Source organism: Lentzea flava, assembly GCF_014648475.1.
Lineage (GTDB): Bacteria > Actinomycetota > Actinomycetes > Mycobacteriales > Pseudonocardiaceae > Lentzea > Lentzea flava.
On record NZ_BMRE01000019.1, the window covers coordinates 83,444 to 103,014 of the forward strand.

The 19,571-nt window shown below is 66.9% G+C and carries 23 protein-coding genes and 1 tRNA gene; 10 read left to right on the forward strand and 14 right to left on the reverse strand.

The window, feature by feature from the left end; all coding sequences use genetic code 11:
- Positions 1 to 45 precede the first annotated feature (45 nt).
- From IEZ09_RS22300 to IEZ09_RS22325, 6 genes are read right to left on the reverse strand one after another with little or no spacing between them, the layout of a single operon-like run.
- Entirely contained in the window at positions 46 to 657 is a 612-nt protein-coding gene (locus IEZ09_RS22300) for a trimeric intracellular cation channel family protein (RefSeq protein ID WP_189255674.1), read from the reverse strand.
- 19 nt (positions 658 to 676) lie between these two features.
- Entirely contained in the window at positions 677 to 1,654 is a 978-nt protein-coding gene (locus IEZ09_RS22305) for a nucleotidyltransferase domain-containing protein (RefSeq protein WP_229812835.1), read from the reverse strand.
- A gap of 37 nt (positions 1,655 to 1,691) precedes the next feature.
- Positions 1,692 to 2,477: an SAM-dependent methyltransferase gene (locus tag IEZ09_RS22310; RefSeq protein WP_189255675.1), complete on the reverse strand. Its 786-nt coding sequence runs from the start codon at positions 2,475 to 2,477 to the stop codon at positions 1,692 to 1,694.
- The gene (locus IEZ09_RS22315; protein ID WP_189255676.1) at positions 2,477 to 3,637 is read right to left on the reverse strand and encodes a GNAT family N-acetyltransferase; all 1,161 of its coding nucleotides are present in this window, start codon (positions 3,635 to 3,637) and stop codon (positions 2,477 to 2,479) included. The genes IEZ09_RS22310 and IEZ09_RS22315 overlap by 1 nt, the downstream gene beginning before the upstream one ends.
- A 10-nt stretch (positions 3,638 to 3,647) precedes the next feature.
- Positions 3,648 to 4,463, reverse strand: a complete 816-nt coding sequence (locus IEZ09_RS22320) for a 3-hydroxyacyl-CoA dehydrogenase family protein (protein WP_189255677.1) — start codon at positions 4,461 to 4,463, stop codon at positions 3,648 to 3,650.
- Entirely contained in the window at positions 4,460 to 4,780 is a 321-nt protein-coding gene (locus tag IEZ09_RS22325; RefSeq protein WP_189255678.1) for an EthD family reductase, read from the reverse strand. The genes IEZ09_RS22320 and IEZ09_RS22325 overlap by 4 nt, the downstream gene beginning before the upstream one ends.
- A gap of 74 nt (positions 4,781 to 4,854) precedes the next feature.
- On the opposite strand from IEZ09_RS22325, the gene IEZ09_RS22330 reads away from it, so the two are divergent.
- Positions 4,855 to 5,508 (forward strand): histidine phosphatase family protein, encoded by a 654-nt coding sequence (locus IEZ09_RS22330; protein ID WP_189255679.1) that lies wholly within the window; start codon positions 4,855 to 4,857, stop codon positions 5,506 to 5,508.
- A gap of 6 nt (positions 5,509 to 5,514) precedes the next feature.
- Here IEZ09_RS22330 and rpmF read toward each other — a convergent pair whose 3' ends face one another.
- The 3 genes from rpmF to IEZ09_RS22345 are packed head-to-tail and all read right to left on the reverse strand — an operon-like array spanning position 5,515 to position 6,808.
- Complete coding sequence (rpmF, locus tag IEZ09_RS22335) at positions 5,515 to 5,676, reverse strand: 50S ribosomal protein L32 (protein WP_071812574.1); 162 nt, start codon at positions 5,674 to 5,676, stop codon at positions 5,515 to 5,517.
- Entirely contained in the window at positions 5,676 to 5,927 is a 252-nt protein-coding gene (locus tag IEZ09_RS22340; RefSeq protein ID WP_086666239.1) for a type B 50S ribosomal protein L31, read from the reverse strand. The genes rpmF and IEZ09_RS22340 overlap by 1 nt, the downstream gene beginning before the upstream one ends.
- Positions 5,924 to 6,808: a GTP-binding protein gene (locus IEZ09_RS22345; protein ID WP_189255680.1), complete on the reverse strand. Its 885-nt coding sequence runs from the start codon at positions 6,806 to 6,808 to the stop codon at positions 5,924 to 5,926. The genes IEZ09_RS22340 and IEZ09_RS22345 overlap by 4 nt, the downstream gene beginning before the upstream one ends.
- Before the next feature lie 64 nt (positions 6,809 to 6,872).
- On the opposite strand from IEZ09_RS22345, the gene rpmB reads away from it, so the two are divergent.
- From rpmB to rpsR, 4 genes are read left to right on the forward strand one after another with little or no spacing between them, the layout of a single operon-like run.
- A complete protein-coding gene (rpmB, locus tag IEZ09_RS22350) occupies positions 6,873 to 7,103 on the forward strand; it encodes a 50S ribosomal protein L28 (protein WP_239566680.1) in 231 nt (76 codons plus the stop codon).
- Complete coding sequence (rpmG, locus tag IEZ09_RS22355; protein WP_189255682.1) at positions 7,103 to 7,270, forward strand: 50S ribosomal protein L33; 168 nt, start codon at positions 7,103 to 7,105, stop codon at positions 7,268 to 7,270. Before rpmB ends, rpmG begins: the two co-directional genes overlap by 1 nt.
- 1 nt (position 7,271) lies before the next feature.
- Entirely contained in the window at positions 7,272 to 7,565 is a 294-nt protein-coding gene (rpsN, locus tag IEZ09_RS22360) for a 30S ribosomal protein S14 (RefSeq protein WP_189255683.1), read from the forward strand.
- The gene (gene rpsR / locus IEZ09_RS22365) at positions 7,565 to 7,798 is read left to right on the forward strand and encodes a 30S ribosomal protein S18 (RefSeq protein ID WP_189255684.1); all 234 of its coding nucleotides are present in this window, start codon (positions 7,565 to 7,567) and stop codon (positions 7,796 to 7,798) included. Before rpsN ends, rpsR begins: the two co-directional genes overlap by 1 nt.
- On the opposite strand, the gene IEZ09_RS22370 is transcribed toward rpsR, so the two are convergent.
- Positions 7,746 to 8,102: a hypothetical protein gene (locus IEZ09_RS22370; protein WP_189255685.1), complete on the reverse strand. Its 357-nt coding sequence runs from the start codon at positions 8,100 to 8,102 to the stop codon at positions 7,746 to 7,748. The two genes, rpsR and IEZ09_RS22370, sit on opposite strands and share 53 nt — an antisense overlap.
- A gap of 84 nt (positions 8,103 to 8,186) precedes the next feature.
- Here IEZ09_RS22370 and bluB point away from each other — a divergent pair, with 84 nt between their 5' ends.
- Both bluB and IEZ09_RS47495 read left to right on the forward strand, forming a co-directional pair.
- Positions 8,187 to 8,819 carry a 5,6-dimethylbenzimidazole synthase gene (gene bluB / locus IEZ09_RS22375; RefSeq protein WP_189255686.1) on the forward strand — a complete coding sequence of 211 codons (633 nt, stop codon included), beginning with the start codon at positions 8,187 to 8,189 and terminating at the stop codon, positions 8,817 to 8,819.
- 44 nt (positions 8,820 to 8,863) lie between these two features.
- On the forward strand, positions 8,864 to 10,363 hold the full coding sequence (locus IEZ09_RS47495) for a tetratricopeptide repeat-containing diguanylate cyclase (protein WP_189255687.1): 1,500 nt from the start codon (positions 8,864 to 8,866) through the stop codon (positions 10,361 to 10,363).
- 55 nt (positions 10,364 to 10,418) lie between these two features.
- Here the strand turns inward: IEZ09_RS47495 and IEZ09_RS22385 are convergent, their stop codons facing one another.
- The gene (locus tag IEZ09_RS22385; protein WP_109631945.1) at positions 10,419 to 11,066 is read right to left on the reverse strand and encodes a response regulator; all 648 of its coding nucleotides are present in this window, start codon (positions 11,064 to 11,066) and stop codon (positions 10,419 to 10,421) included.
- 440 nt (positions 11,067 to 11,506) lie between these two features.
- Between IEZ09_RS22385 and IEZ09_RS22390 the strand changes: the two genes are divergently transcribed.
- Complete coding sequence (locus IEZ09_RS22390; RefSeq protein WP_189255688.1) at positions 11,507 to 14,701, forward strand: penicillin acylase family protein; 3,195 nt, start codon at positions 11,507 to 11,509, stop codon at positions 14,699 to 14,701.
- Positions 14,702 to 14,765: 64 nt separating this feature from the next.
- Here IEZ09_RS22390 and IEZ09_RS22395 read toward each other — a convergent pair whose 3' ends face one another.
- Both IEZ09_RS22395 and IEZ09_RS22400 read right to left on the reverse strand, forming a co-directional pair.
- Complete coding sequence (locus IEZ09_RS22395; RefSeq protein WP_229812836.1) at positions 14,766 to 15,503, reverse strand: FkbM family methyltransferase; 738 nt, start codon at positions 15,501 to 15,503, stop codon at positions 14,766 to 14,768.
- Positions 15,504 to 15,513: 10 nt separating this feature from the next.
- Positions 15,514 to 16,350 (reverse strand): hypothetical protein, encoded by an 837-nt coding sequence (locus tag IEZ09_RS22400; protein WP_189255689.1) that lies wholly within the window; start codon positions 16,348 to 16,350, stop codon positions 15,514 to 15,516.
- 151 nt (positions 16,351 to 16,501) lie between these two features.
- On the opposite strand from IEZ09_RS22400, the gene IEZ09_RS22405 reads away from it, so the two are divergent.
- A tRNA-Arg gene (locus IEZ09_RS22405) sits at positions 16,502 to 16,577 on the forward strand.
- Positions 16,578 to 16,713: 136 nt separating this feature from the next.
- Complete coding sequence (locus IEZ09_RS22410) at positions 16,714 to 18,288, forward strand: tyrosine-type recombinase/integrase (protein ID WP_189255690.1); 1,575 nt, start codon at positions 16,714 to 16,716, stop codon at positions 18,286 to 18,288.
- Here the strand turns inward: IEZ09_RS22410 and IEZ09_RS22415 are convergent.
- Positions 18,263 to 19,525: an NsdA family TPR-like regulatory protein gene (locus IEZ09_RS22415; protein ID WP_189255691.1), complete on the reverse strand. Its 1,263-nt coding sequence runs from the start codon at positions 19,523 to 19,525 to the stop codon at positions 18,263 to 18,265. The two genes, IEZ09_RS22410 and IEZ09_RS22415, sit on opposite strands and share 26 nt — an antisense overlap.
- Between the last annotated feature and the right edge of the window lie 46 nt (positions 19,526 to 19,571).

The following is a 19,571-nucleotide window of genomic DNA, read 5'->3' on the forward strand; positions in this document are numbered from 1 at the left end:
GAGAGGCGCCTGAGAAGGTCCTCAACTGCGGGTGTGAGTTCGGCGTTAACCTTCGAGGCCCCGAGCGACCGGTGCGTTCCACTTCCGCCACAGCGCAATCAGGCTGATGGTGATGATTGTTGACGCACCGATCAGCGCGACCAGGTCTTTCGGCACCTTGATCCACTCACCCACCGCGACGACGACAGCGCCGGCCAGCGCCGCCACGGCGTAGATCTCTCTCCTGAGGACCAGTGGAATTTCTCGCAGGAGCAGGTCACGGACCGCGCCACCGCCGATGCCCGTCGTCATCCCGATGAGGCACGCCGCGTACGGAGTGGCACCGAGGGCCAACGCGGTGGTGGTGCCGGACGTGACGAACAGGCCGAGGCCCACGGCATCCAGCAGCAGCACCGACCGGCGGAGCTTCGCGACCTGCGGGTGGAACCAGAAGACGATCAGCCCCGTACCGCCGGCGACCAGGAGGTACGGCCAGTTCCGCAGGCTCGTCGGCGGGTGCACGCCCAGCAGCACGTCGCGGATGATGCCGCCGCCCAACGCCGTGGTGAGCGCGAGGACGATCACGCCGAACACGTCCAGACGGGCCCGCACGGCAGCCACCGCACCGGACGCGGCGAACACGGCGATCCCGATCAGTTCCAGGACGATGAGCAGCACGAACAGGAAGACTACGGCCCTATCGGGGCGACGCCTCCCGGCGGTAACCGACCTCCATGCGCCCACCCGCCGACGTCAGAACGTGCTCCACGACCTCGATGAACCACTCGGCGCCCTCGCCCCGGACCAGCGCCCGGTACGCGTCCACGAGCTCGTCGGCCTTCGCCTCGCGGAGCCGGCGCAACAACCACTTGCCGTGTCCCAGCCACTTGTTCTGCACGACCAGCGCCAGCTCACCCGCGCAGGTCAGCAGCCTGGCGGCGACGAACAGCCGCTCGTCGTCGTCCCGCGCGCCGATCAGGTCCTCGAGCAGGTCGGTCGCGCCGTACCGGCGGTCTTCCAGCTCCGTGGCGGTCGGGATCGGCGGGCCGATGTCCAGCAGAGCGCGCGCCTCGGCTCGCATGCGCTGCCCTGTGCCGTCGGCGTCGAGCATGAGGAACCCCTCGGCACACATGTGCAGCAGCGGAGGGCGCCGGTCCTGGATGTCGCGGGCCACGAAGTCCTGGAACGACTCGATCGTGTGACAGAACAGCTCCACGGGCCAGCCGCGGTGCTCCAGCGTCTCGCGGAACGCGCAGGGCAGGTCGTCGACGATCACGATGATGTCGAGGTCGGAGTTCGCCGTGTAGTTCCCGGCCGCGACGCTGCCGCCGAGGAACGCCGCCGTCGCGAGCGGATACCGTTCGTCGATCAGGTCGCGGGCGACCTGCACCGGGTCCTTGTCCCAGTCCAGCGGATACCCGGTGACGTAGTAGTCCTGGCCGGGGTCGAGCGGGCCGAGCACCTGTTCCACGCGGTGCCAGATGTCCGGGCCGACCTCGTGCAGGTCGACGAGCCACGGGTTGTCCTCGGCGTCGAACAGCGGCCGGATCTCGAGGAACTGCGCGCGGGAGATCTCCCGCACGCTGACCGGTGGTCCGCTGCGCCGCTTCGCGTAGCCCTTCAGACGCCAACCCATGTTGTCGCCGTAGGCGTGCCTCACGTCGTCCCCCGACATGGCTCCATTGTTACTTGGCGGAGCCGCGCGGACGAACTCAGACTCGCGCGACCGCCAGCACGTAGCCCAGTGACGGCTGCAGCGCAACGGGCGACAACAGCTGGTCGAGGTACTGCCGCGCCTCTTCTCCGTGCGCGGCAACAAGAGCGTCGTAGTGCCGCTGTGCCCCGTCCCGCATGCGCAGCAGGGTCTTGCGGCTCTCCGCGGTCAGGTCCAGCAGTTCCACGACGTGCAAACCCGCCGCGGCCAACAACTTCGGGTATCCGGCGAACGTCGGCAGCTCGTCGATGTCGTAGGTCGTCAGGGCAGGCTGCAACTCGTCCAGCACCTCCTTCGGCACGGGCCGCCGCTGCACGAAGTCGGACACCACGACCACACCGGACGGCTTCACCACGCGCGCCAGCTCGCGCAGGACGCCGACCCGATCCCCCAGGTGCGGCAACGTCTCCACGCCCCACGCGCCGTCGAACGTGTCGGCGCAGAACGGCATCGCGTGCGGATCTCCGTGCACGAACCGGACCTGGTCGTCGACGAACAACGCCTCCGCGCGGACGTTGGCGAGGCGGACGTGTTCCGCGCACGGCGACACCGACACGATGTCCGCGTGTGAGGCCTCCGCCAAGCGGAACGCGGAGGTGCCGACGCGACGGCCCACGTCGAGGACCCGCCAGCCGTGCCGGGCACCGAGTTTGTCGATGTGCAGCGCGGTCATGCGTTCGGCGGCGACGCGGTTCGAGGACTCGTCCTCTTCGGAGGTCCAGAGACCGAAGTGCAGGTTGTGGTCCCAGATCGTGCGCATGACCTCGTGGTAGACGTCGGTCATCAGAAGAAGTCCGCGAGCCGCGGGACGCCGGACGCGCCGACGAGCTGATCGAGCACCGCCGCGTCGGTCGGGTCGCCCTCCAGCAAACCCGCGCGCCGCAACGCATGCGTGTTCTGCGCGCCGGAGAACCACGGCCCCAGCGCCCGCGCGTGCATCCTGACCGCGCCGGTGCCACCGGGTTCGACGCGCACGGTGCCGTCCTCGGCGACGATGCGCCGCGTACCCGCGTGCCACGGCGCGTGCTCGTCGATGATCTCCAGGTCCACCGCGGCGTTCGCGAGGCGCGGCCAGCCGCGGGCGGCCACCGCGGCCGGCAGGTCGACGACGCGCAGCATCCAGGTCGAGGTCCGCACCGGGTACCGCATCGGGGTCGCACCGAGCAGGTTGAGCGTCGCCGGGTCGGTGATCCGCAGGTTGATCGCCTCGAGCGTGCCCTCCCACGACTTGAGCGACGCGAGCAGGTTCAGCTGGGCCTCGGCGTCGACACCGATCAGGTCGTACACCTCGAGACCGCCCATGTCGCGATCGCTGGACTCGCGCTGCGCCGTCAGGTACCCGCGCAGGCCGTTCGGACCGGGCAGCACGCTCACCAGGTCCAGTTCGAGGACCTTCGCGAGGTCGATCCGCGGCGGGCGCCGGTCGGCCATGCCGTCGATCGTCCGCGCGACCTCGAGGTAGCAGTCGTGCAGGGCGGGAAGATCACTCTCTTCTGCCGGGCGCGACGGCAGGAACTCGGTGGGTCGCGGAGCGGCCAGCACCCGGTCCATCGGCAGCTCGACCCACTCGAAGAGCCCGGCGCGCTCCCAGCCGCGTTTCCGGTACAGCGTGGGCACGGTCGCGTAGAGCACGGAGATGGACTGGCCGTGCTCTCTCATCACGGGCAGGGCGGCGTCGAGCAACGCGGCCGCGACGCCACGGCCACGCGTGGCACCGTCGACGGCGACGCCGCCGATCCCGCCCATGGGGACCGCGACGCCGCCGTAGAACTGCGCGTACTCGCCGATGCCGAGCACTCCGGCGACCTTGCCGTCGAGTTCCGCGACCAGCCCGCGGGTGCCCGGCCGGGCCAGTCGTTCCGGCCGTTCGGACGCGTTGAACGCGAGCTTGCGCAGGCGGAAAACCGCGTCGAGGTCGTCCTCGGTGTACTCCCGGATGTGCACGGACAACTATCTACCAGGAAAAGAAGCCCTGACCCGTCTTCTTGCCCAGCTCTCCACGTGCGACTTTGTCGCGCAGCAGCTGCGGCGGCTCGAACCGGGGCCCCAGTTGCGCCGCGAGGTGCTCGGCGATCGCCAGCCGGACGTCGAGTCCGACCAGGTCGGTGAGCTCCAGCGGCCCCATCGGCCAGCGGTAGCCGAGCTTCATGCCGGTGTCGATGTCCGCCGCAGAGGCGACGCCCTCCTCCAGCATCCTGATCGCTTCCATGCCCACGGCCACACCGAGGCGCGAGGTCGCGAAGCCCGGCGCGTCCCGCACCTCGATGACGGTCTTCCCCCACTGTTGGGCCCAGGTTCGCGCCTTGGCCACGTTCGCGGGGTCGACGCCGTCGTGGTGCACGAGCTCGACGAGCTGCTGCACCGGGACGGGGTTGAAGAAGTGCATGCCCAGCACGCGTTCGCCGGGCAGTGCCGCGGCGATCTCCGCGATCGACAGCGACGACGTGTTGGTCGCGAGGATCGCGTTCGGGCACTTCTCGGCGGCGAAACCGAGGACCTTCTGCTTGAGCGGCACGTTCTCCGGCACCGCCTCGACGACGAGTTCCGCGTCCGCCGGCAGCTCACCGGTGCTCAGGTTCGCGAACACCGCCTCGGCGTCGGCGAGCTTGCCCTTCTCCTGCGCCTTGTCGAGCGAGCGCTTGACGGCGAGCCTGCCCTGTTCGGCGCGTTCGGCGTCGGCTTCCGAGAGGGTGACTTCGTGGCCGTGGGCGAGCAGGACGTGGACGATGCCCGCACCCATCGTGCCGCCGCCGATGACGACGGCCTTCACGACTCGATCACCTCGGCGCTGAACATCGCGACGAGCTCCATGCCACCGATCTCGGTGAGGTTGGCGCCGGACGAGGCCCACTCGGGCGTCTTGACGGCGGCCTTCATCGATTCGGCCGACTCGAAGTACAGCTCGGCGATCAGGTACGGCTCGGTGTCGCCCAGGAACCCGGCCAGGAACACCCGCTGCACCTTGGCGACCTCGGCGCGCACGAGTCCCGGCACCGAGTCGATGATCGGCAGGTGCGTGCCGAAGTACTTCTCGTCGAAGCCCTCGGGGTCGGCGGGCTTCTTGTACAGCGCGATGTACTTGATCATGTGACGGCATCCTCCTCGACTCGCCCAGCACTGTAACGCCCGGGCGGAACGCCCGGCTGGGGCACGATGGAGGAGTGCGGATCATCCTGCTGCGCCACGGCCAGAGCCTCGGCAACGTCGACGAGCTCGCCTACTGCCGCATCCCCGACCACGCCCTCCCGCTGACCGAGCTGGGCGAACAGCAGGCTCGGGCGGCCGGCGCCACGATCAAGGAGCTCATCGGCGAGGGGCCGGTCGCGGCCTACGTGTCGCCGTACAAGCGGACGCGCCGGACGTTCGAGCTGCTCGGCATCTCCACCGAGCGCGTCGTGACCGAGCCGCGGGTGCGCGAGCAGGACTGGGGCAACCTCCAGGACCCGGTGCAGCAGGAGATGCTCAAGCACCAGCGGCACGCGTTCGGGCACTTCTTCTTCCGGCTGCCCAACGGCGAGTCCGGCGCGGACGTGGACGACCGGCTGGCGGCGTTCCTGGACGGGTTGGAAGTGCGGCTGCTCAAGGACGATCAGCACCCGAAGACCGTGCTGGTCGTGTCGCACGGTCTGACGATCAGGTTGCTGTGCCGCAGGTTGTTCGGCTGGAGCATCGACCTGTTCGAGTCGCTGTCCAACGTGGACACGTGCGAGAACCGCGTGCTCGACCACGACGGCACGGGATGGAAGCTGGACCGCCCCTTCGACCAGTGGCGCGACTCACCGGACGGGACGGTCCAGCTCCCAGAGGTGCGGTGACCGCACTCAGAGGAGCCCGCGCTTGTAGGCGGCGACCAACCTGCGCGGAACCAGAAGCTCCTTGCCGTCCAACGTCCTCACGCGCACGAGGTCCGGCGCGGTGGCCTTCCACTGCGAGCGGCGGTGGCGGGTGTTCGAGCGCGACGTCTTGCGCTTGGGGACGGCCATCAGCGCTCTCGCTTTCCGTAGCGGCGGTTGAACTTCTCGACCCGGCCCGCGGTGTCGACGAGCCGTTGCGTGCCCGTCCAGAACGGGTGCGAGTCGGCGGTGATGTCGACGACCAGCAGCGGGTAGGAGTTGCCGTCCTCCCACTCGATCGTGCGCGACGACGTCGCCGTCGAGCGGGTCAGGAACGTCTTGCCGGTGGACGCGTCCTGGAAGACCACCGGGTGGTAGTCGGGGTGGATGCCGGGCTTCATATCTTCAACTTTCGAATCGAGTCCACGAAGGACAGTTCGTCGTCGGTCAGCAGCGCGCCTGCGAACGCCGCGGTGATGTCGTCCGGCTCTCCCACCGTGATCGCCACGATCTGGGTGGTCCTGCCGTCGCGCGGGCCGCCCTCGCCGACGTGCATCCCGCCACCCGCCGATTCCAGGTGCAGCGCGATGTCCGGCTCGTCCGCGACCCAGAGCCGGCCGCGCGAGCGCACCACCGTGCCGTCGAGCAGCGTGTCGAGCGCTTCGTTCAGCCGTGCCGGGTGGAACGGCCGGTCCGCCGTGAAAACCGCCGTCGAGACACCGCACTCGGGCGTGAGCGGGATCATCCGCGGACGCTTGCTCCTGCGCACCACCACCGTGTCGGGCGTGCAGCGGTGGGCACCGGGAGCCAGCCGGTCGAGCACGGCCAGCGTCCGTTCGTCCGCATCTCCTTGCAGCACAAGAACATCCGCCGCTTCGGCCTGCGCGACGACGACCTGCGCGACGGTGCGCCCGTCGCTGACCATCGAGGCGTCGCCGAGCGCGTCGTCCAGCCACGTCTCCGCGTCGAGCACGGTGATCACGCACTCCACGTCGACGCCGAGGTCGCGGCGCACCACGTCCGGCTCCAGCAACGGGTCGAGGTGCAGCACGACCGTGTGCCCCGCGAACGTGCCGAGCAGTTCCCGCAGGTCCTCGCGCACGGTGCAGGACACGCAGTTGTGCAGCAGCTCGACCTCGGTCGCGATGCCGTCGACCCAGCGCCGCACGCACGTCTGCGTCGCGACGTGTCGCACCAGGACCGAACCGGGCCGGTCCCGCCACACCCGCACGGCGACGTCGTGCTCGACCAGCCCCGCCACCATAACGACAACGGTTTCCATGTAGGCTACCGTAGTTGAAAACGAATGTCGTTTCAAACGCTGCTCAACATCTGAGGAGGTGCGCATGCGCTGCCAGCTGACCGGCCGTGAGCCGGGCTTCGGCAACCGCGTCTCGCACTCGCAACGCAAGACGCGGCGCCGGTGGAACCCGAACGTCCAGCGCAAGCGGTACTGGGTGCCGTCGCTGAACCGGTTCGTGACGCTGACGCTGTCCACAAAGGCCATCAAGACGGTCGACAAGCTCGGCATCGAGGCCGTCGTGGCCCGGCTGCGCGCGCAGGGGGTGAAGGTCTGATGGCCAAGGGGAACGACGTCCGCCCGATCATCAAGATGAGGTCGACCGCCGGCACCGGCTACACCTACGTGACCCGCAAGAACCGCCGCAACGACCCGGACCGGCTGGTGCTGCGCAAGTACGACCCGGTGGCGCGCAAGCACGTCGACTTCCGAGAGGAGCGCTGACGTGGCGAAGAAGTCGAAGATCGCCGCGGACAAGCGCCGCCGCGAGGTCGTCGCGCGTTATGCGGAACGTCGTGCGCAGTTGAAGGAAATGCTGCGGCACCCGGAGACGCGCGAAGAAGCGTTGCGCGGCCTGCAGAAGCTGCCGCGGGACGCGTCGCCCACCCGGTTGCGCAACCGCGACGCCGTGGACGGACGGCCGCGTGCGTTCAACCGCGCGTTCGGACTGTCCCGGATCCGCCTGCGGGAAATGGCCCACAGGGGCGAACTTCCCGGCGTCTCGAAGGCGAGCTGGTGATGCGCGACAGCAAGAGGCCGGTGAAGCGCAGGCAGAACCTGCTCACGAAGGAAGGCGTGACCGTCGTCGACTGGAAGGACGTCACGCTGCTCCGCAAGTTCATCTCGGACCGGGGCAAGATCCGGTCCCGCCGGGTGACCGGCCTGACGCCGCAACAGCAGCGCCAGGTCGCCACCGCGATCAAGAACGCACGGGAGATGGCCCTGCTGCCGTACCCGTCACAAGGGCGATGACGCGGACCGCCGTGCTGGCCAGGAAGGCCAGCACGGCGAGCTGCACCAGCAACGCGAGCACCCAGGTCGTGTGTTCGTCGACCGTCAGGTCACCACGAACACCGACCAAGAAGGTCGCGTAGAGGCCCCAGCACTGCAGTGCGGCCAAGCCCGCGCCGACGAGCGTCGTGCGCAGCGACACGATCACGACGACGGCGGCGAGCAGGACGAGGGCCAGCAGCGGCCAGGCACCGGTGAACGTGGTCACGCCGACTCCGCCGCCGAATCCGAGCGCGGAGCCGTAACCACCTCGCATTCTTCGCATCCGATCGGTCTATCGCCTCAGATGAGATCAGCGCCACCTCTCCAGCGTGAAGTTGGTGCTTTCGAGTGAGGCACGATCGCACGAATGAACCTGTACGAAGTAGTGCACCGGCGCAGGGACACGCGTGCCGAGTTCACCGGTGCGGAAATCCCTTCAGACGTGCTGCGACGTGTGTTGACGGCGGCCCACGCGGCGCCGAGCGTCGGCCTTTCCCAGCCGTGGGACTTCGTGCTGGTGCGTGATGAATCGATTCGGCGCGCTTTCCGCGACCACGTTCAGGCCGAACGCACGGTCTTCGCGGCTCAGCTGGATCAGGAACGGGCCGAGGTGTTCTCCCGGATCAAGGTCGAGGGAGTCATGGAGTCGTCTCTCGGCATCGTCGTCACCTACGACCCCGACCGTGGCTCGCCCGCGGTGCTCGGCAGGCACGCGATCGCGGACGCCGGCCTCTACTCCGTGTGTCTGGCCATCCAGAACCTGTGGCTCGCCGCGACCGAGGAGGGCCTCGGGGTTGGGTGGGTGAGCTTTTATCGGGAAGATGTGCTGCGCCGCCTGCTGGACATCCCCACGAGGGTCCGTCCGGTGGCGTGGCTGTGCGTGGGACCGGTCCGATCCCTGCCCGACACGCCCGATCTGGAACGTCACGGTTGGCGCAACCGACTACCCCTCGATGACGTCCTGCACCACGATCGGTACGGGGCGCGACCGTCCCGGTAGCCTGTGCAGGCCGCTCGGCGAGTCGGAACGGAGTCGATGAACGAGTGGAGCAGCGTGATCCGCTGGTAGCGGGCCAGATTCCGCGGCTGGACCGGGAGGTCCGCGCGTTGCTCAACGCTGGCCGCTTGCCGGAGGCGAACAGTCTTTTCGACGAGGTGGTCACCAAGGTGTCCCCCGGCGCGGACCGCTGGGTCCGGTCGGCGGTGCTGGTGAACCGCGCCGTCATGGCGTGGCGGCTCGGGCGTATTCCACTCGCCCTGGAACTGGCTGCCGAGGGCTGGACCGACCTCGACGCCGACCGGGCCGACAGCCCTGCCGTGGCGCAGACGATGGGCTCGCTCGGCTATCTCATGGAGGGCATCGGCAACCGCCGGGCCGCGCTCGACATGCTGCGGCTTTCGGTGCAGGTCGCTCGCCGCGCCGGCAACACCGACACGCTGGCGCACTGCCTGCAGCGGCTCGGTGGTTCGCTGAACTTCCGCGCCTGCTCCGGGCCTCCCGCGGCGGCGCCGGCGATCTTCGAGGAAGCGCTGGCGTACCTCGAAGAAGGCTTGGGGCTGGTCAAGGAAGAGGTCATGCGCCGGGCGCTCATGGGTGCCTATGGCCGTTCACTGGCCGGTGTCGGCCAGTTGGAGAAGGCGGAGGAGACGGGCGCCGAGACGCTGCGGTTGTCGTTGGACGCGAACGACCTGTGGGGCATCTCGGTCGGCAACTGGGTGCTCGCCGTCGTCCGGCGTGAGCAGGGCGACCTCGACGAGGCGCGCACGCTCGCGTCCCGCGCCGTGTGCAACGCGGAACGCATCAACGACACGTCACTGCTGCTGCGGTTCTCCACGGAGCTGGCGGACATCTGTCACGAGCTGGGTGACGCGGTGGGAGAAGCCGAGGCGTTGCGCCGGTCGATGGCGGCGTCGCGCACGGCCACCGAGACGTTGCAGGAAGGCCTCGGCCAGGCCTTGGAACAGCGCCGGGTGGCCGTTCAGGCGCAACGGCTCGCGGTGGCCGCGCAGGAGGCGGCGGCGCGGGATCCGTTGACGGGCCTCGCGAACCGGCTCGGGCTGGAACGCGCGGCGCAGGCGTTGCTCGAGTCGACGGCGGCGCGCGGCCGGGTGCCGTGGTTGGTGCTGGTCGACGTGGACTGGTTCAAGGGCGTGAACGACGACGCGGGCCACGCAGCAGGCGATGCGGCGTTGCGCGAGATCGCGGCGTTGCTGCGGCGGGAATGCCGGGCCGACGACCTGGTGGCGCGCTGGGCGGGTGACGAGTTCGTGGTGCTGCTCGGGGACACCGGGCCGAACATGGACGTGGGCCCGAACGTGGCCGAGCGGATCCGCGCGGCCGTCGACGGCCACGACTGGACGATGGTGCTCGGCTCGGTCCGCCGCCCGACGGTGAGCATCGGTGTCGCGGCGGGACCGGCCAAACTGGACCAGCTGTTCGCGGCCGCGGACATGGCGCTGTACCGCGCCAAGCGCCACGGCCGCAACCGCGTGGAGGTCGAGCCCTCGGTGGACGAGATCCCCGAGATCGTCTCGGGCAACTAGTTCTCGATGAAGGGCTCCTTCATCCACGTCAGGTGGATGAAGGAGCCCTTCATCGTCAAGCGATCAGGCCGCCGCGGTAGGCCACCAGGGCGGCCTGCACGCGGTTGACCGCGCCGATCTTGCCGAGCACCGACGAGACGTAGCCCTTCACCGTCGCCTCCGACAGGTGCAGGGTGCCGCCGATCTCCGCGTTGGACATGCCCTGGCCGATCAGCACGAGCACCTCGCGCTCGCGTTCGGACAGACTCGCGAGGAGCCTGCGTGCCGGCTCGGCCATCCGCTCGCCGTCCGCAACGGCCGCGAGGACCCGTGCCGCCACACCAGGGTCGAGAACCGCACCACCGCGCGCCAGGTCGCGCACGGCCTTGACGAGCTGTTCCGGTTCGGTGTCCTTGAGCAGGAAGCCCGCCGCACCGAGTCTCAAGGCTTCCGAAACGTATTCGTCGACGTCGAACGTGGTCAGGATGCAGACCCGTGGTGGGTCGGGCAGGGTCCGCAGCCTCCGCAGTGCCACGAGCCCGTCCGAGGTGCGCATCCGGATGTCGAGCAGGACCACGTGAGGACGGTGCTGGCGGGCCAGGTCGGCCACCAGGTGTCCGTCATCGCATTCGGCGACGACTTCGATGTCCCCGACGCTGCTCAGGATCATGCGAAGGCCGGAACGGACGAGGTCCTCGTCGTCGGCCAGCAGAACCTTGATCACGACGCCTCCCGCATTGGCGTTCCGTGCTCCCTCATGTTCGTGATCTTCGCGTACGCAAGTCGAAGGTCACGTTAATTCTCAGTTATCTCATCATGTGGTAACGGTTTTTCGAGATGGCGAGCGACGTTCACAGTTACCGGAATTGCGCGCCGACTTCGCTGCGTAGGCATGCCACCAGGGCTTAGGGGGCATCATCGAGACCCTGAGTGACCAAACATCGAAATCCCACTGAGTGGAATGTCGTACCAGAAACACGGATACGGACCGCAGAATCGGAAACTGCCCATCGTTTCTTCCCATATGGACTTCTGGATCTCTTCAGGATCGATACAGAAGTCACAGGACCGCTACAGCAAACGCGAAGGTCTTTCGCGATAGGACTACTGGAAAGTAACCTGCGTCACAACATCCCTGCACTCCTCGGAGAGGAGCTTCGCGCCATGCGGAGAGCCAATCCGGTGACGTCCCTGTTGGCCACCGCCGCCGTCACCGCCTCCCTCATGATCGTTCCGTCGGCGCACGCCGAGACGCGGACCGTCGCGTTCGCCGCCGACGACTACTGCCTCGGCCAGTGCGGCGACATCGTGCCGCCCGGCAACAACGGCAACGCGACCCTGGCCGAGATCCTCGGGCACAAGGCGTTCGGCACCAGGCCCGCGCACTCGGCCGACCAGCTCGGAAAGTACGACGCCCTGGTCTCCGGTTACAGCGGCCTCACGAACGACCAGCTGACGAACTTCTTCAACGACGCCTCGTTCGGTGTGCCGTCCGACCAGGTCGAGAGCACGATCAAGCCGCGCTCGGACGTGACCATCGTGCGGGACAAGAAGATCGGCATGCCGCACATCACCGGCACGACGAGGTCCGGCACGATGTTCGGCGCCGGGTTCGCCGCCGCGCAGGACCGCCTGTGGCTGATGGATCTGTTCCGCCACCTCGGCCGCGGGCAGCTCTCCGGTTTCGCCGGTGGCGCGCCGTCGAACCGGGCGCTGGAGCAGAGCTTCTACAACCAGATCCCGTACACCGAGGCCGACCTGCAGAAGCAGATCGACACCGCGGCGGCGAAGAACGGCGAGCGGGGGCGTCAGGCGTTGGCCGACGTCAACGACTACATCTCCGGGATCAACGCCTACATCACGCAGTCCGTGGCGGCGCGGAACTTCCCCGGCGAGTACGTGCTGACCGGGCACGCGGACTCGATCACGAACTGGAACGACATCCAGCCGTTCAAGGCGACGGACATGGTGGCGATCGCCTCGGTCGTCGGCGGCCTGTTCGGTGCCGGCGGTGGCGGCGAGGTGCAGTCGGCGCTGGTGAAGCTGGCCGCGCAGAACAAGTACGGCGCTGCCGTCGGCGAGCAGGTGTGGCAGGCCTTCCGGGCGCAGAACGACCCCGAGGCCGTGCTGACCCTCCACAACGGACAGTCGTTCCCGTACGGCGCCTCTCCCGCTTCTCCTCAGGGCGTGGCTCTGCCGGACTCCGGCAGCATCACGCCAGAGCGCATGGTCTACGACGAGGTGGGCGGCACCGGTGCTTCCGTCGCCGTGCCCGCTTCCGGTGACCTGGCGAAGGCTTCCGGGATCTTCTCCGACGGCGTTCTGCCTGCCGACCTGCTGAACAAGAAGCACGGCATGTCCAACGCTCTGGCCGTGTCCGGTGCGCACACCGACTCCGGCAACCCGGTCGCCGTGTGGGGACCGCAGACCGGTTACTTCGCGCCGCAGCTGTTGTTGTTGCAGGAGCTCAACGGTCCCGGCATTCGCTCGCGCGGTGTCTCGTTCGCGGGCGTCTCGATGTACGTGCAGCTCGGCCGCGGTGTCGACTACTCGTGGAGCGCGACCTCGTCGGCGCAGGACATCATCGACACGTACGCCGTGGAGCTGTGCAACCCCGACGGTTCGCCGGCGACGAAGGCTTCCACCTCCTACCTGTTCCACGGCGCCTGCCTGCCGATGGAACGCCTGGAGCGCAAGAACGCGTGGAAGCCGACGGTGGCCGACGGCACCCCGGCGGGCTCCTACACGTTGGTGATGTGGCGGACCAAGTACGGCCTGGTGACGAGCCGCGCGACGGTCGGCGGCAAGGTCGTGGCGTACACGACGCTGCGCTCGACGTACATGCACGAGGTCGACTCGATCATCGGCTTCCAGGAGCTCAACGACCCGTCCGCGATCCGTTCGGCCGCGGACTTCCAGCGCGCGGCCAACAAGATCGGCTACGCCTTCAACTGGTTCTACGTGGACTCGCGCGACGCGGCGTACTTCAACTCGGGCCTCAACCCGGTGCGACGGTCCACTGTGGACCCGAACCTGCCGACGTGGGGGCGCGCCGAGTACGAGTGGGTCGGCTGGGACGGCAACGAGAACGTCGCGTCGTACATGCCGTTCGAGGGCCACCCGAACTCGATCAACCAGGACTATTACATCTCGTGGAACAACAAGCAGGCGAAGGACTTCACCTTCGGCGGCTTCGGCCACAGCGCCGTGCACCGCGGTGACCTGCTGGACGTCCGGGTCAAGGCCCTGATCGCCTCCGGCCAGAAGGTCACGCGTGCCTCGCTGACCCGCGTGATGGCCGAGGCCGCGGTGGCCGACCTGCGCGCCCAGGAGGTGCTGCCGGAACTGCTGCGCGTGCTCGAGTCGGCACCTCTGGACGCAACGCTCGCACCGGTCGTGCAGAAGCTGAAGGACTGGCAGCGCTCCGGCTCGTTGCGGAAGGAAACCGCGAAGGGCAGCAAGACCTACGCCCACGCCGACGCGATCAGGATCCTTGATGCGTGGTGGCCGCTCCTGGTCGAGGCGCAGTTCAAAACATCACTGGGCAATGATCTGTACAACGCCCTGGTGAGCGCCCAGCAGGTGGACGAGGCCCCGTCCGACACGCACGGCGCCGCACCGCACAAGGGTTCCTCGTTCCAGTACGGCTGGTGGGGCTACGTGGACAAGGACCTGCGCAAGGTCCTGGGCGACCCGGTCCAGGGCGCCTTCCCGCAGACCTACTGCGGCGGCGGCACGTTGTCCGGCTGCCGGACCGCCCTGGTCACCTCGCTGACGCAGGCAGCAGCCAAGCCCGCCAACCAGGTCTACCCCGGCGACGCGGACTGCACGGCAGGCGACCAGTGGTGCGCCGACACGATCATCCACCGCGCCATGGGCGGCATCACCCAGGACAAGATCCACTGGCAGAACCGCCCGACCTTCCAGCAGGTCGTGCAGTTCCCGTCCCGCAGAAGCCAGAACATCACCAACCTGGCAGCACGCGGCGTCGCCACCGCGTCGTCCCACGAAACCGGCTGGAACAACCTCCCGCCGGCACACGTGCTGGACGGAAACCCGTCGACCCGCTGGGCGAGCGACTGGAGCGACAACCAATGGATCCAGGTAGATCTTGGCTCTGTGCAACGGATCGGTCGCGCAGTGTTGCACTGGGAATCGGCCTACGCCAGCGGGTACCGCATCGAACTTTCCAATGACGGAACCACCTGGCGGAACGTTTTCGCCACAAGTGCTGGCGACGGCGGCGATGATGTCGTAGCGTTCACGGCACAGGACGCGAGATACCTCCGAATGACGGGTACCCAACGGGCCACGCGTTACGGATACTCCCTGTACGAGCTTGAGGTCTACAGCTTGTAGACCTTCGAGATGAGGACGCCGATCCACCCCCAGGGGTCGGCGTCCTCTACTTTTCTCGGGCCTTTCACACCCGGAACAGGTAGTTCCTGGTGGACTCGCCGATGCGGTTCGCCGGCACCCACTCACCGCCGTGCCACGTGCTCATCCGATACCCGCGCTCGGTCAGGAAGTCCGCCACGTCCCCGGCCCGGTACCCGAACCGCTCGACGTGCCGTTCCTCGATCTCCAGCAGAAACGCGGGCTTGAACCGCTCGATGGTCTCCTTCGCGCCCTCGAGCACCCGCAGCTCGGCCCCCTCGACGTCCGCCTTGACGAAGTCGAGCCGCGAGATCCCGTTGACCTCGACAAAATGATCGAGCGTGTCCGTCTTGACCACCACGTCGAGGTGCTCGTCGAACTCCTCGTTGGACCCCAGCCCGTTGGCCCCCGCGGTGAGGAACGACCGCCCGGTGACAGGACTCCCGTGTCGCACCGGCACGCTCATGACCTCGCGCCCCTGCTCCTGCGCCCCCAGAGCAACCGAGTGCCGCCTGATGTTGCGCCCCTCCCGAGGCCGCAACAGGTACGACAGCGCCGGATGCGCGAACACCAGCGGCTCAACGCTGTGCACAGTCCCCTGTGGACCAACGAGCCTGGACAACGTGACCGTGTAGAGCCCCAAAGCCGCCCCGACGTCAACACAGACGTCACCAGCCTTGACGATCTTCCGGAGCCCGATCAGCTCCGGCTCGGCATAGGGCGTCAGCCGGGCAAGCGCCCGCAACCCGGCAACCACCGCGGCACTGCGAAGTTCGGTCAACACCCGAACCAGCCTAGACGTGCCCGTTGGTGTGCTGTTCGCCCGCAGGCAACCCGATCTGATCAGCGAACTCAGCCGCCACCCGCGACCCGCCGTAAACACTGAGCGCCTTGGCCAGATGCTGCCGCAAATCCCGCCGATGCCGGTCCTCCAGCTCAGGCAGGGCCTTCTCCACACTGCTGACCAACGACTCGGCCCAGTGCGTGGCCGGCTCCCGCTGCGCGATCTGCACGAGCTCAGCGAGGTGCCCCGACAGCTTCACAGCCTCCTCGACCTGGTACCCGTTGCGCTGCAGCCACCAAATCGTCGCCGTGCCAACGTCCGTCAACACCTCGTCCCGGAGATACCGGATCTCAGCCCGCTCGACATCCCGCTCGGCCAGCTTGAACGTGGAGTTCCGCAACAGCTCGATGTGCTTCCGAGCCATCTCCAGATCCTCGTCGTCAACGCTGACCTTGACCTGCTCGGCCCGCGCCCACACATGCGTCCCAGGCACCTGCCGCTCAGTGGCCAGCTCATCGCCGAGCTGATGCTGCAACGCCGCATGGTGCACCAACATCGCCTTGCCGCTGATCTCCTTGGCCCGCTGCAAAACGTGGTGGATGGCAGCACTCCGCGGCGAGTTGTGCCGCAACCCGGTGGCCAAGTCCAACCGCCACACGATCGTCAACTTGACCTGAAAGTCCAGCCCGTACACCGCACTGGGCAAGGGCGTCTCGAACTCCTGCTGATGACTGCTGGCCGGCGGCACGAAGGTGAAGTCCTCGGCACGCCGAGGCACCCGCCGCCGCCACCAAGCCTTGATGGCGCCAAGCGGTCCAGGACGGAAGTCGGGCCAGGGTCTGCTCACGCCCGCTCCCTACCTGACGATTCCCCACGGCAGAAGGTGGCCTGCCTCACTTCCCCCCAACGGCCGCAGGGAGGTCATCTGGCCCCTCACGGTGCGTGAGCGGGGGCGCTGGTCAACTCGGTGGCGGCACCCCGCTAGACTGCTGGTGCCAGCCCTAGTAGCTCAGGGGATAGAGCATCGGTTTCCTAAACCGTGTGTCGCAGGTTCGAATCCTGCCTGGGGCACCACCTTTCGCCGGGTGATCGAAAGAGCCTCTGACCTGCCAAAACAGGTCAGAGGCTCTTCGCTTCAGCGAGCACTGAAGACGATCTTCCCTCCCTCGTGTGACATGACTCATGACATGAACGGGCGTACGTTCCGGTCATGGGCACTCGCAAGGCAGGCGACAAGCAGCGCGTACGCGGCAGCATCGACACCCTCCCCAGCGGCTCGCTGAGGATCCGGGTGTACGCCGGTATCGACCCCCTGACCGGCCGCGAGCACGTCATCACGAAAACCATCCCGAAAGGACCGAAGGCCCAGAAGGAAGCCGAAGACGAACGCACGCGAATAATCAACGACATCAACGAACAACGAAACCCGAAAACCAAAGCAACCGTCAACCAACTGATGGACAAGTACCTCGAACGGCTCGACGTCAAGCGCAGCACCCGCAAGGGCTACGAGGGATACATTGACAACCACATCCGGCCACTCATCGGCACCGAGCAGGTAGGCAAGCTGGACGGCGAGCTAATCGACTCGTTTTACACCATTCTGCGCACATGCAGGTTTCACTGTGGCGGCAAGAAGATCCTCGAACACAGGGCCAAGGGTGAGCATGACTGCGAAAAGCGAGGATGCAAGCCGCACGTGAAGTGCAGGCCCTTGGGAAAGAGTTCGATCCGCCAGGTCCACTTCTGCCTCAGTGGCGCACTCAAGCGGGCATTCAAATGGGGCTGGATCAAGGTGAACCCCATCGGTCAGGCAGAGGCACCAAAGCCCGTCAAGCCAAACCCGAGTCCGCCAACCCCGGAGCAGGCAGCCGCGATCGTCAATGAGGCGTTCAAAGACATCTCCTGGGGAATGCTCATCTGGGTCGCGATGACGACGGGAGCGCGACGCGGCGAGCTATGCGCGCTTCGGCTCGACCTTCTCGACCTCGACAACGCTGTTCTTCCGATCAATACAGCCATCGGGCAAGACGGCACCGAAACGTGGGAAGAGGACACAAAGACTCACCAACAACGTCGAATCGCGCTCGATCCCGAGACCGTGTCTCTGCTGCGCGTGTACATCGAACATCGGCAATCAGAAGCCGCGAAGTTCGGAGCAAAGCTCAAGAAGAACGGCCGCGTCTTCTCATCGTCTGCGGATCACAGTACGTGGCTCAAGCCGAATACCGTCACCCGACGATACCGGCGCATGTGCAAGCGTCTTGGCTGGGACATGAACATTCACGAGCTGCGCCACTACTCGGCAACAGAACTGATCTCCGCTGGCGTTGACGTTCGTACAGTTGCTGGACGCCTGGGCCACGGCGGCGGAGGTGCAACGACACTGCGCGTTTACTCCGCCTGGGTCTCGGAGGCCGATCAGCGGGCGGCGGGAAACTTCACCACACGGATGCCCAAACCTCCGATTCAGGTATCGGACACGAACACTGTCACAACCACGCTGCCATCAGCGGATGATGCTCCCTACCAGCAGATTTTCGTCGATCTTCGAGGCGCAATCGCTTGCGGCGCCCTTAAGCCAGGTGACCCGATCCCGACGAACATCGAGCTTCAGGCGCGATACGGCGTTAAAGCCGGGACCGCGCACCGCGCGGTTTCCGAACTCAAAGCAGCCGGACTCATCAAAGTCAGTCGCGGTAAACGTGCCATCGTTCTCGGCCCTGACGAAGCCCCGGACATTGCCGATGTCGTCAGCATCAGCCGGAAGCGAGCAACGAAGTAAGCCGCTTCCGCTGCCTCTCAGAACGTATCTGTGTCGCGAGCAACCGCGCACGCTTAGCGTGTGCGGTTGCCTCATCTTTCCCGCCTGTCGCGGTGAACACCTGAACGAGGTCGACCCTCAGCGCGGTCTCCGCACGCGCGAACGTTGGATCAAGCTTATTCAGCACCTCGGATAGCACATCGATTGCCTCTCGTGCCCCTAGTCGAGCAAGCGCACTGCCACGCCAGCGCGCCAAATGAGTTGAATCGAACACGAGGTACGGCGTCTCTGAGTTGTCAATGTCAGCAGGCATGATGCGTAGCGCTTCATCGAACGCACGCATGCACTTTTGATGCTCCCTGCTCGCCGCACAAGCCTCGCCGTAGCCCGCAGTCAGCCACGAAAGTAGGAGGCTGGGGACTTTCCCCTTGGCGATAGAGCGCGCATACTCCGTCAACTCGACGGCCGCGGCCACTTCCCCGATGTCCAGCAATACAACGGCCTGCCCTGCACAGGCATAGGCTTCAAGCGCGGGCGAACGCGCTTCCCTCGCTGCCGTCTGCGCGGTGTCATAGTGGTCCCACGATTCACTTACGAAACCTTGATCGAGCGATTGCCACCCAGCCAACGCCGACGCGTCAACGATCACTTCAGCCAAGCTCGAACGAACCGATTGATTGAGTACGTGACGCTTTGCTTGTTCCATCTGGTCTATCTGCGCGCGAAGCTCGCCAAGCAATGCCGACGCCCCAAGCCGACGGTCAATCACCCGTGTGATGTCGAGCTTTTGCCGCAGAAGGTCGACGGTCTCCAAATCAAGATTCCGTCCGGCGGCTAGCCGAGCCTGCAATCCGAGATCCTGATCTGCGACGGCAGGCGCTGTTTCCGGCACAGGCTCAAGAAGGCGCTCAATTGGCACGCTCAGCATGTCTTCAAGCAGTCGGCGTAGCGGCGGCTGAGGCAATCCAAGGGGTCGGCCATCCGCGCGACGGCCAGAAGCAAGGCGTTGGACGTGTCGCGCGCTGATCGTCGCGCTCGACCCGCGCTCACGCGCGAACCGCATTGCCTCATCCCTGAACTCTTCGGCCGTTTGCCGCCGCTGGCGCAGCAACTCACCGAACAACGTCTGTGGCTGCCGCCGCTCATCGCTCGAACTCATCGGCTGACCTTCCGTCTCACTGATGTCAGCGCCGATCAGTATAGGTCGCGAAATGTCGCCAGAGGTCGCAGCCAGGTCATTTACACCCAACGCGCTCACGGAGACGCTGATGTCTGCGGTTGGAACGTCAGGAAGGGCGGTGGAC

What these genes read in the sequence shown, in the direction of transcription:
- IEZ09_RS22305 (WP_229812835.1), bottom strand. Translation starts at nt 1,654, where the DNA reads ATGTCGGGGGACGACGTGAGGCACGCCTACGGCGACAACATGGGTTGG.
- IEZ09_RS22310 (WP_189255675.1), bottom strand. Translation starts at nt 2,477, where the DNA reads ATGACCGACGTCTACCACGAGGTCATGCGCACGATCTGGGACCACAAC.
- IEZ09_RS22325 (WP_189255678.1), bottom strand. Translation starts at nt 4,780, where the DNA reads ATGATCAAGTACATCGCGCTGTACAAGAAGCCCGCCGACCCCGAGGGC.
- rpmF (WP_071812574.1), bottom strand. Translation starts at nt 5,676, where the DNA reads ATGGCCGTCCCCAAGCGCAAGACGTCGCGCTCGAACACCCGCCACCGC.
- IEZ09_RS22340 (WP_086666239.1), bottom strand. Translation starts at nt 5,927, where the DNA reads ATGAAGCCCGGCATCCACCCCGACTACCACCCGGTGGTCTTCCAGGAC.
- IEZ09_RS22345 (WP_189255680.1), bottom strand. Translation starts at nt 6,808, where the DNA reads ATGGAAACCGTTGTCGTTATGGTGGCGGGGCTGGTCGAGCACGACGTC.
- rpmB (WP_239566680.1), top strand. Translation starts at nt 6,873, where the DNA reads ATGCGCTGCCAGCTGACCGGCCGTGAGCCGGGCTTCGGCAACCGCGTC.
- rpmG (WP_189255682.1), top strand. Translation starts at nt 7,103, where the DNA reads ATGGCCAAGGGGAACGACGTCCGCCCGATCATCAAGATGAGGTCGACC.
- rpsR (WP_189255684.1), top strand. Translation starts at nt 7,565, where the DNA reads ATGCGCGACAGCAAGAGGCCGGTGAAGCGCAGGCAGAACCTGCTCACG.
- IEZ09_RS22370 (WP_189255685.1), bottom strand. Translation starts at nt 8,102, where the DNA reads ATGCGAAGAATGCGAGGTGGTTACGGCTCCGCGCTCGGATTCGGCGGC.
- bluB (WP_189255686.1), top strand. Translation starts at nt 8,187, where the DNA reads ATGAACCTGTACGAAGTAGTGCACCGGCGCAGGGACACGCGTGCCGAG.
- IEZ09_RS22390 (WP_189255688.1), top strand. Translation starts at nt 11,507, where the DNA reads ATGCGGAGAGCCAATCCGGTGACGTCCCTGTTGGCCACCGCCGCCGTC.
- IEZ09_RS22410 (WP_189255690.1), top strand. Translation starts at nt 16,714, where the DNA reads ATGGGCACTCGCAAGGCAGGCGACAAGCAGCGCGTACGCGGCAGCATC.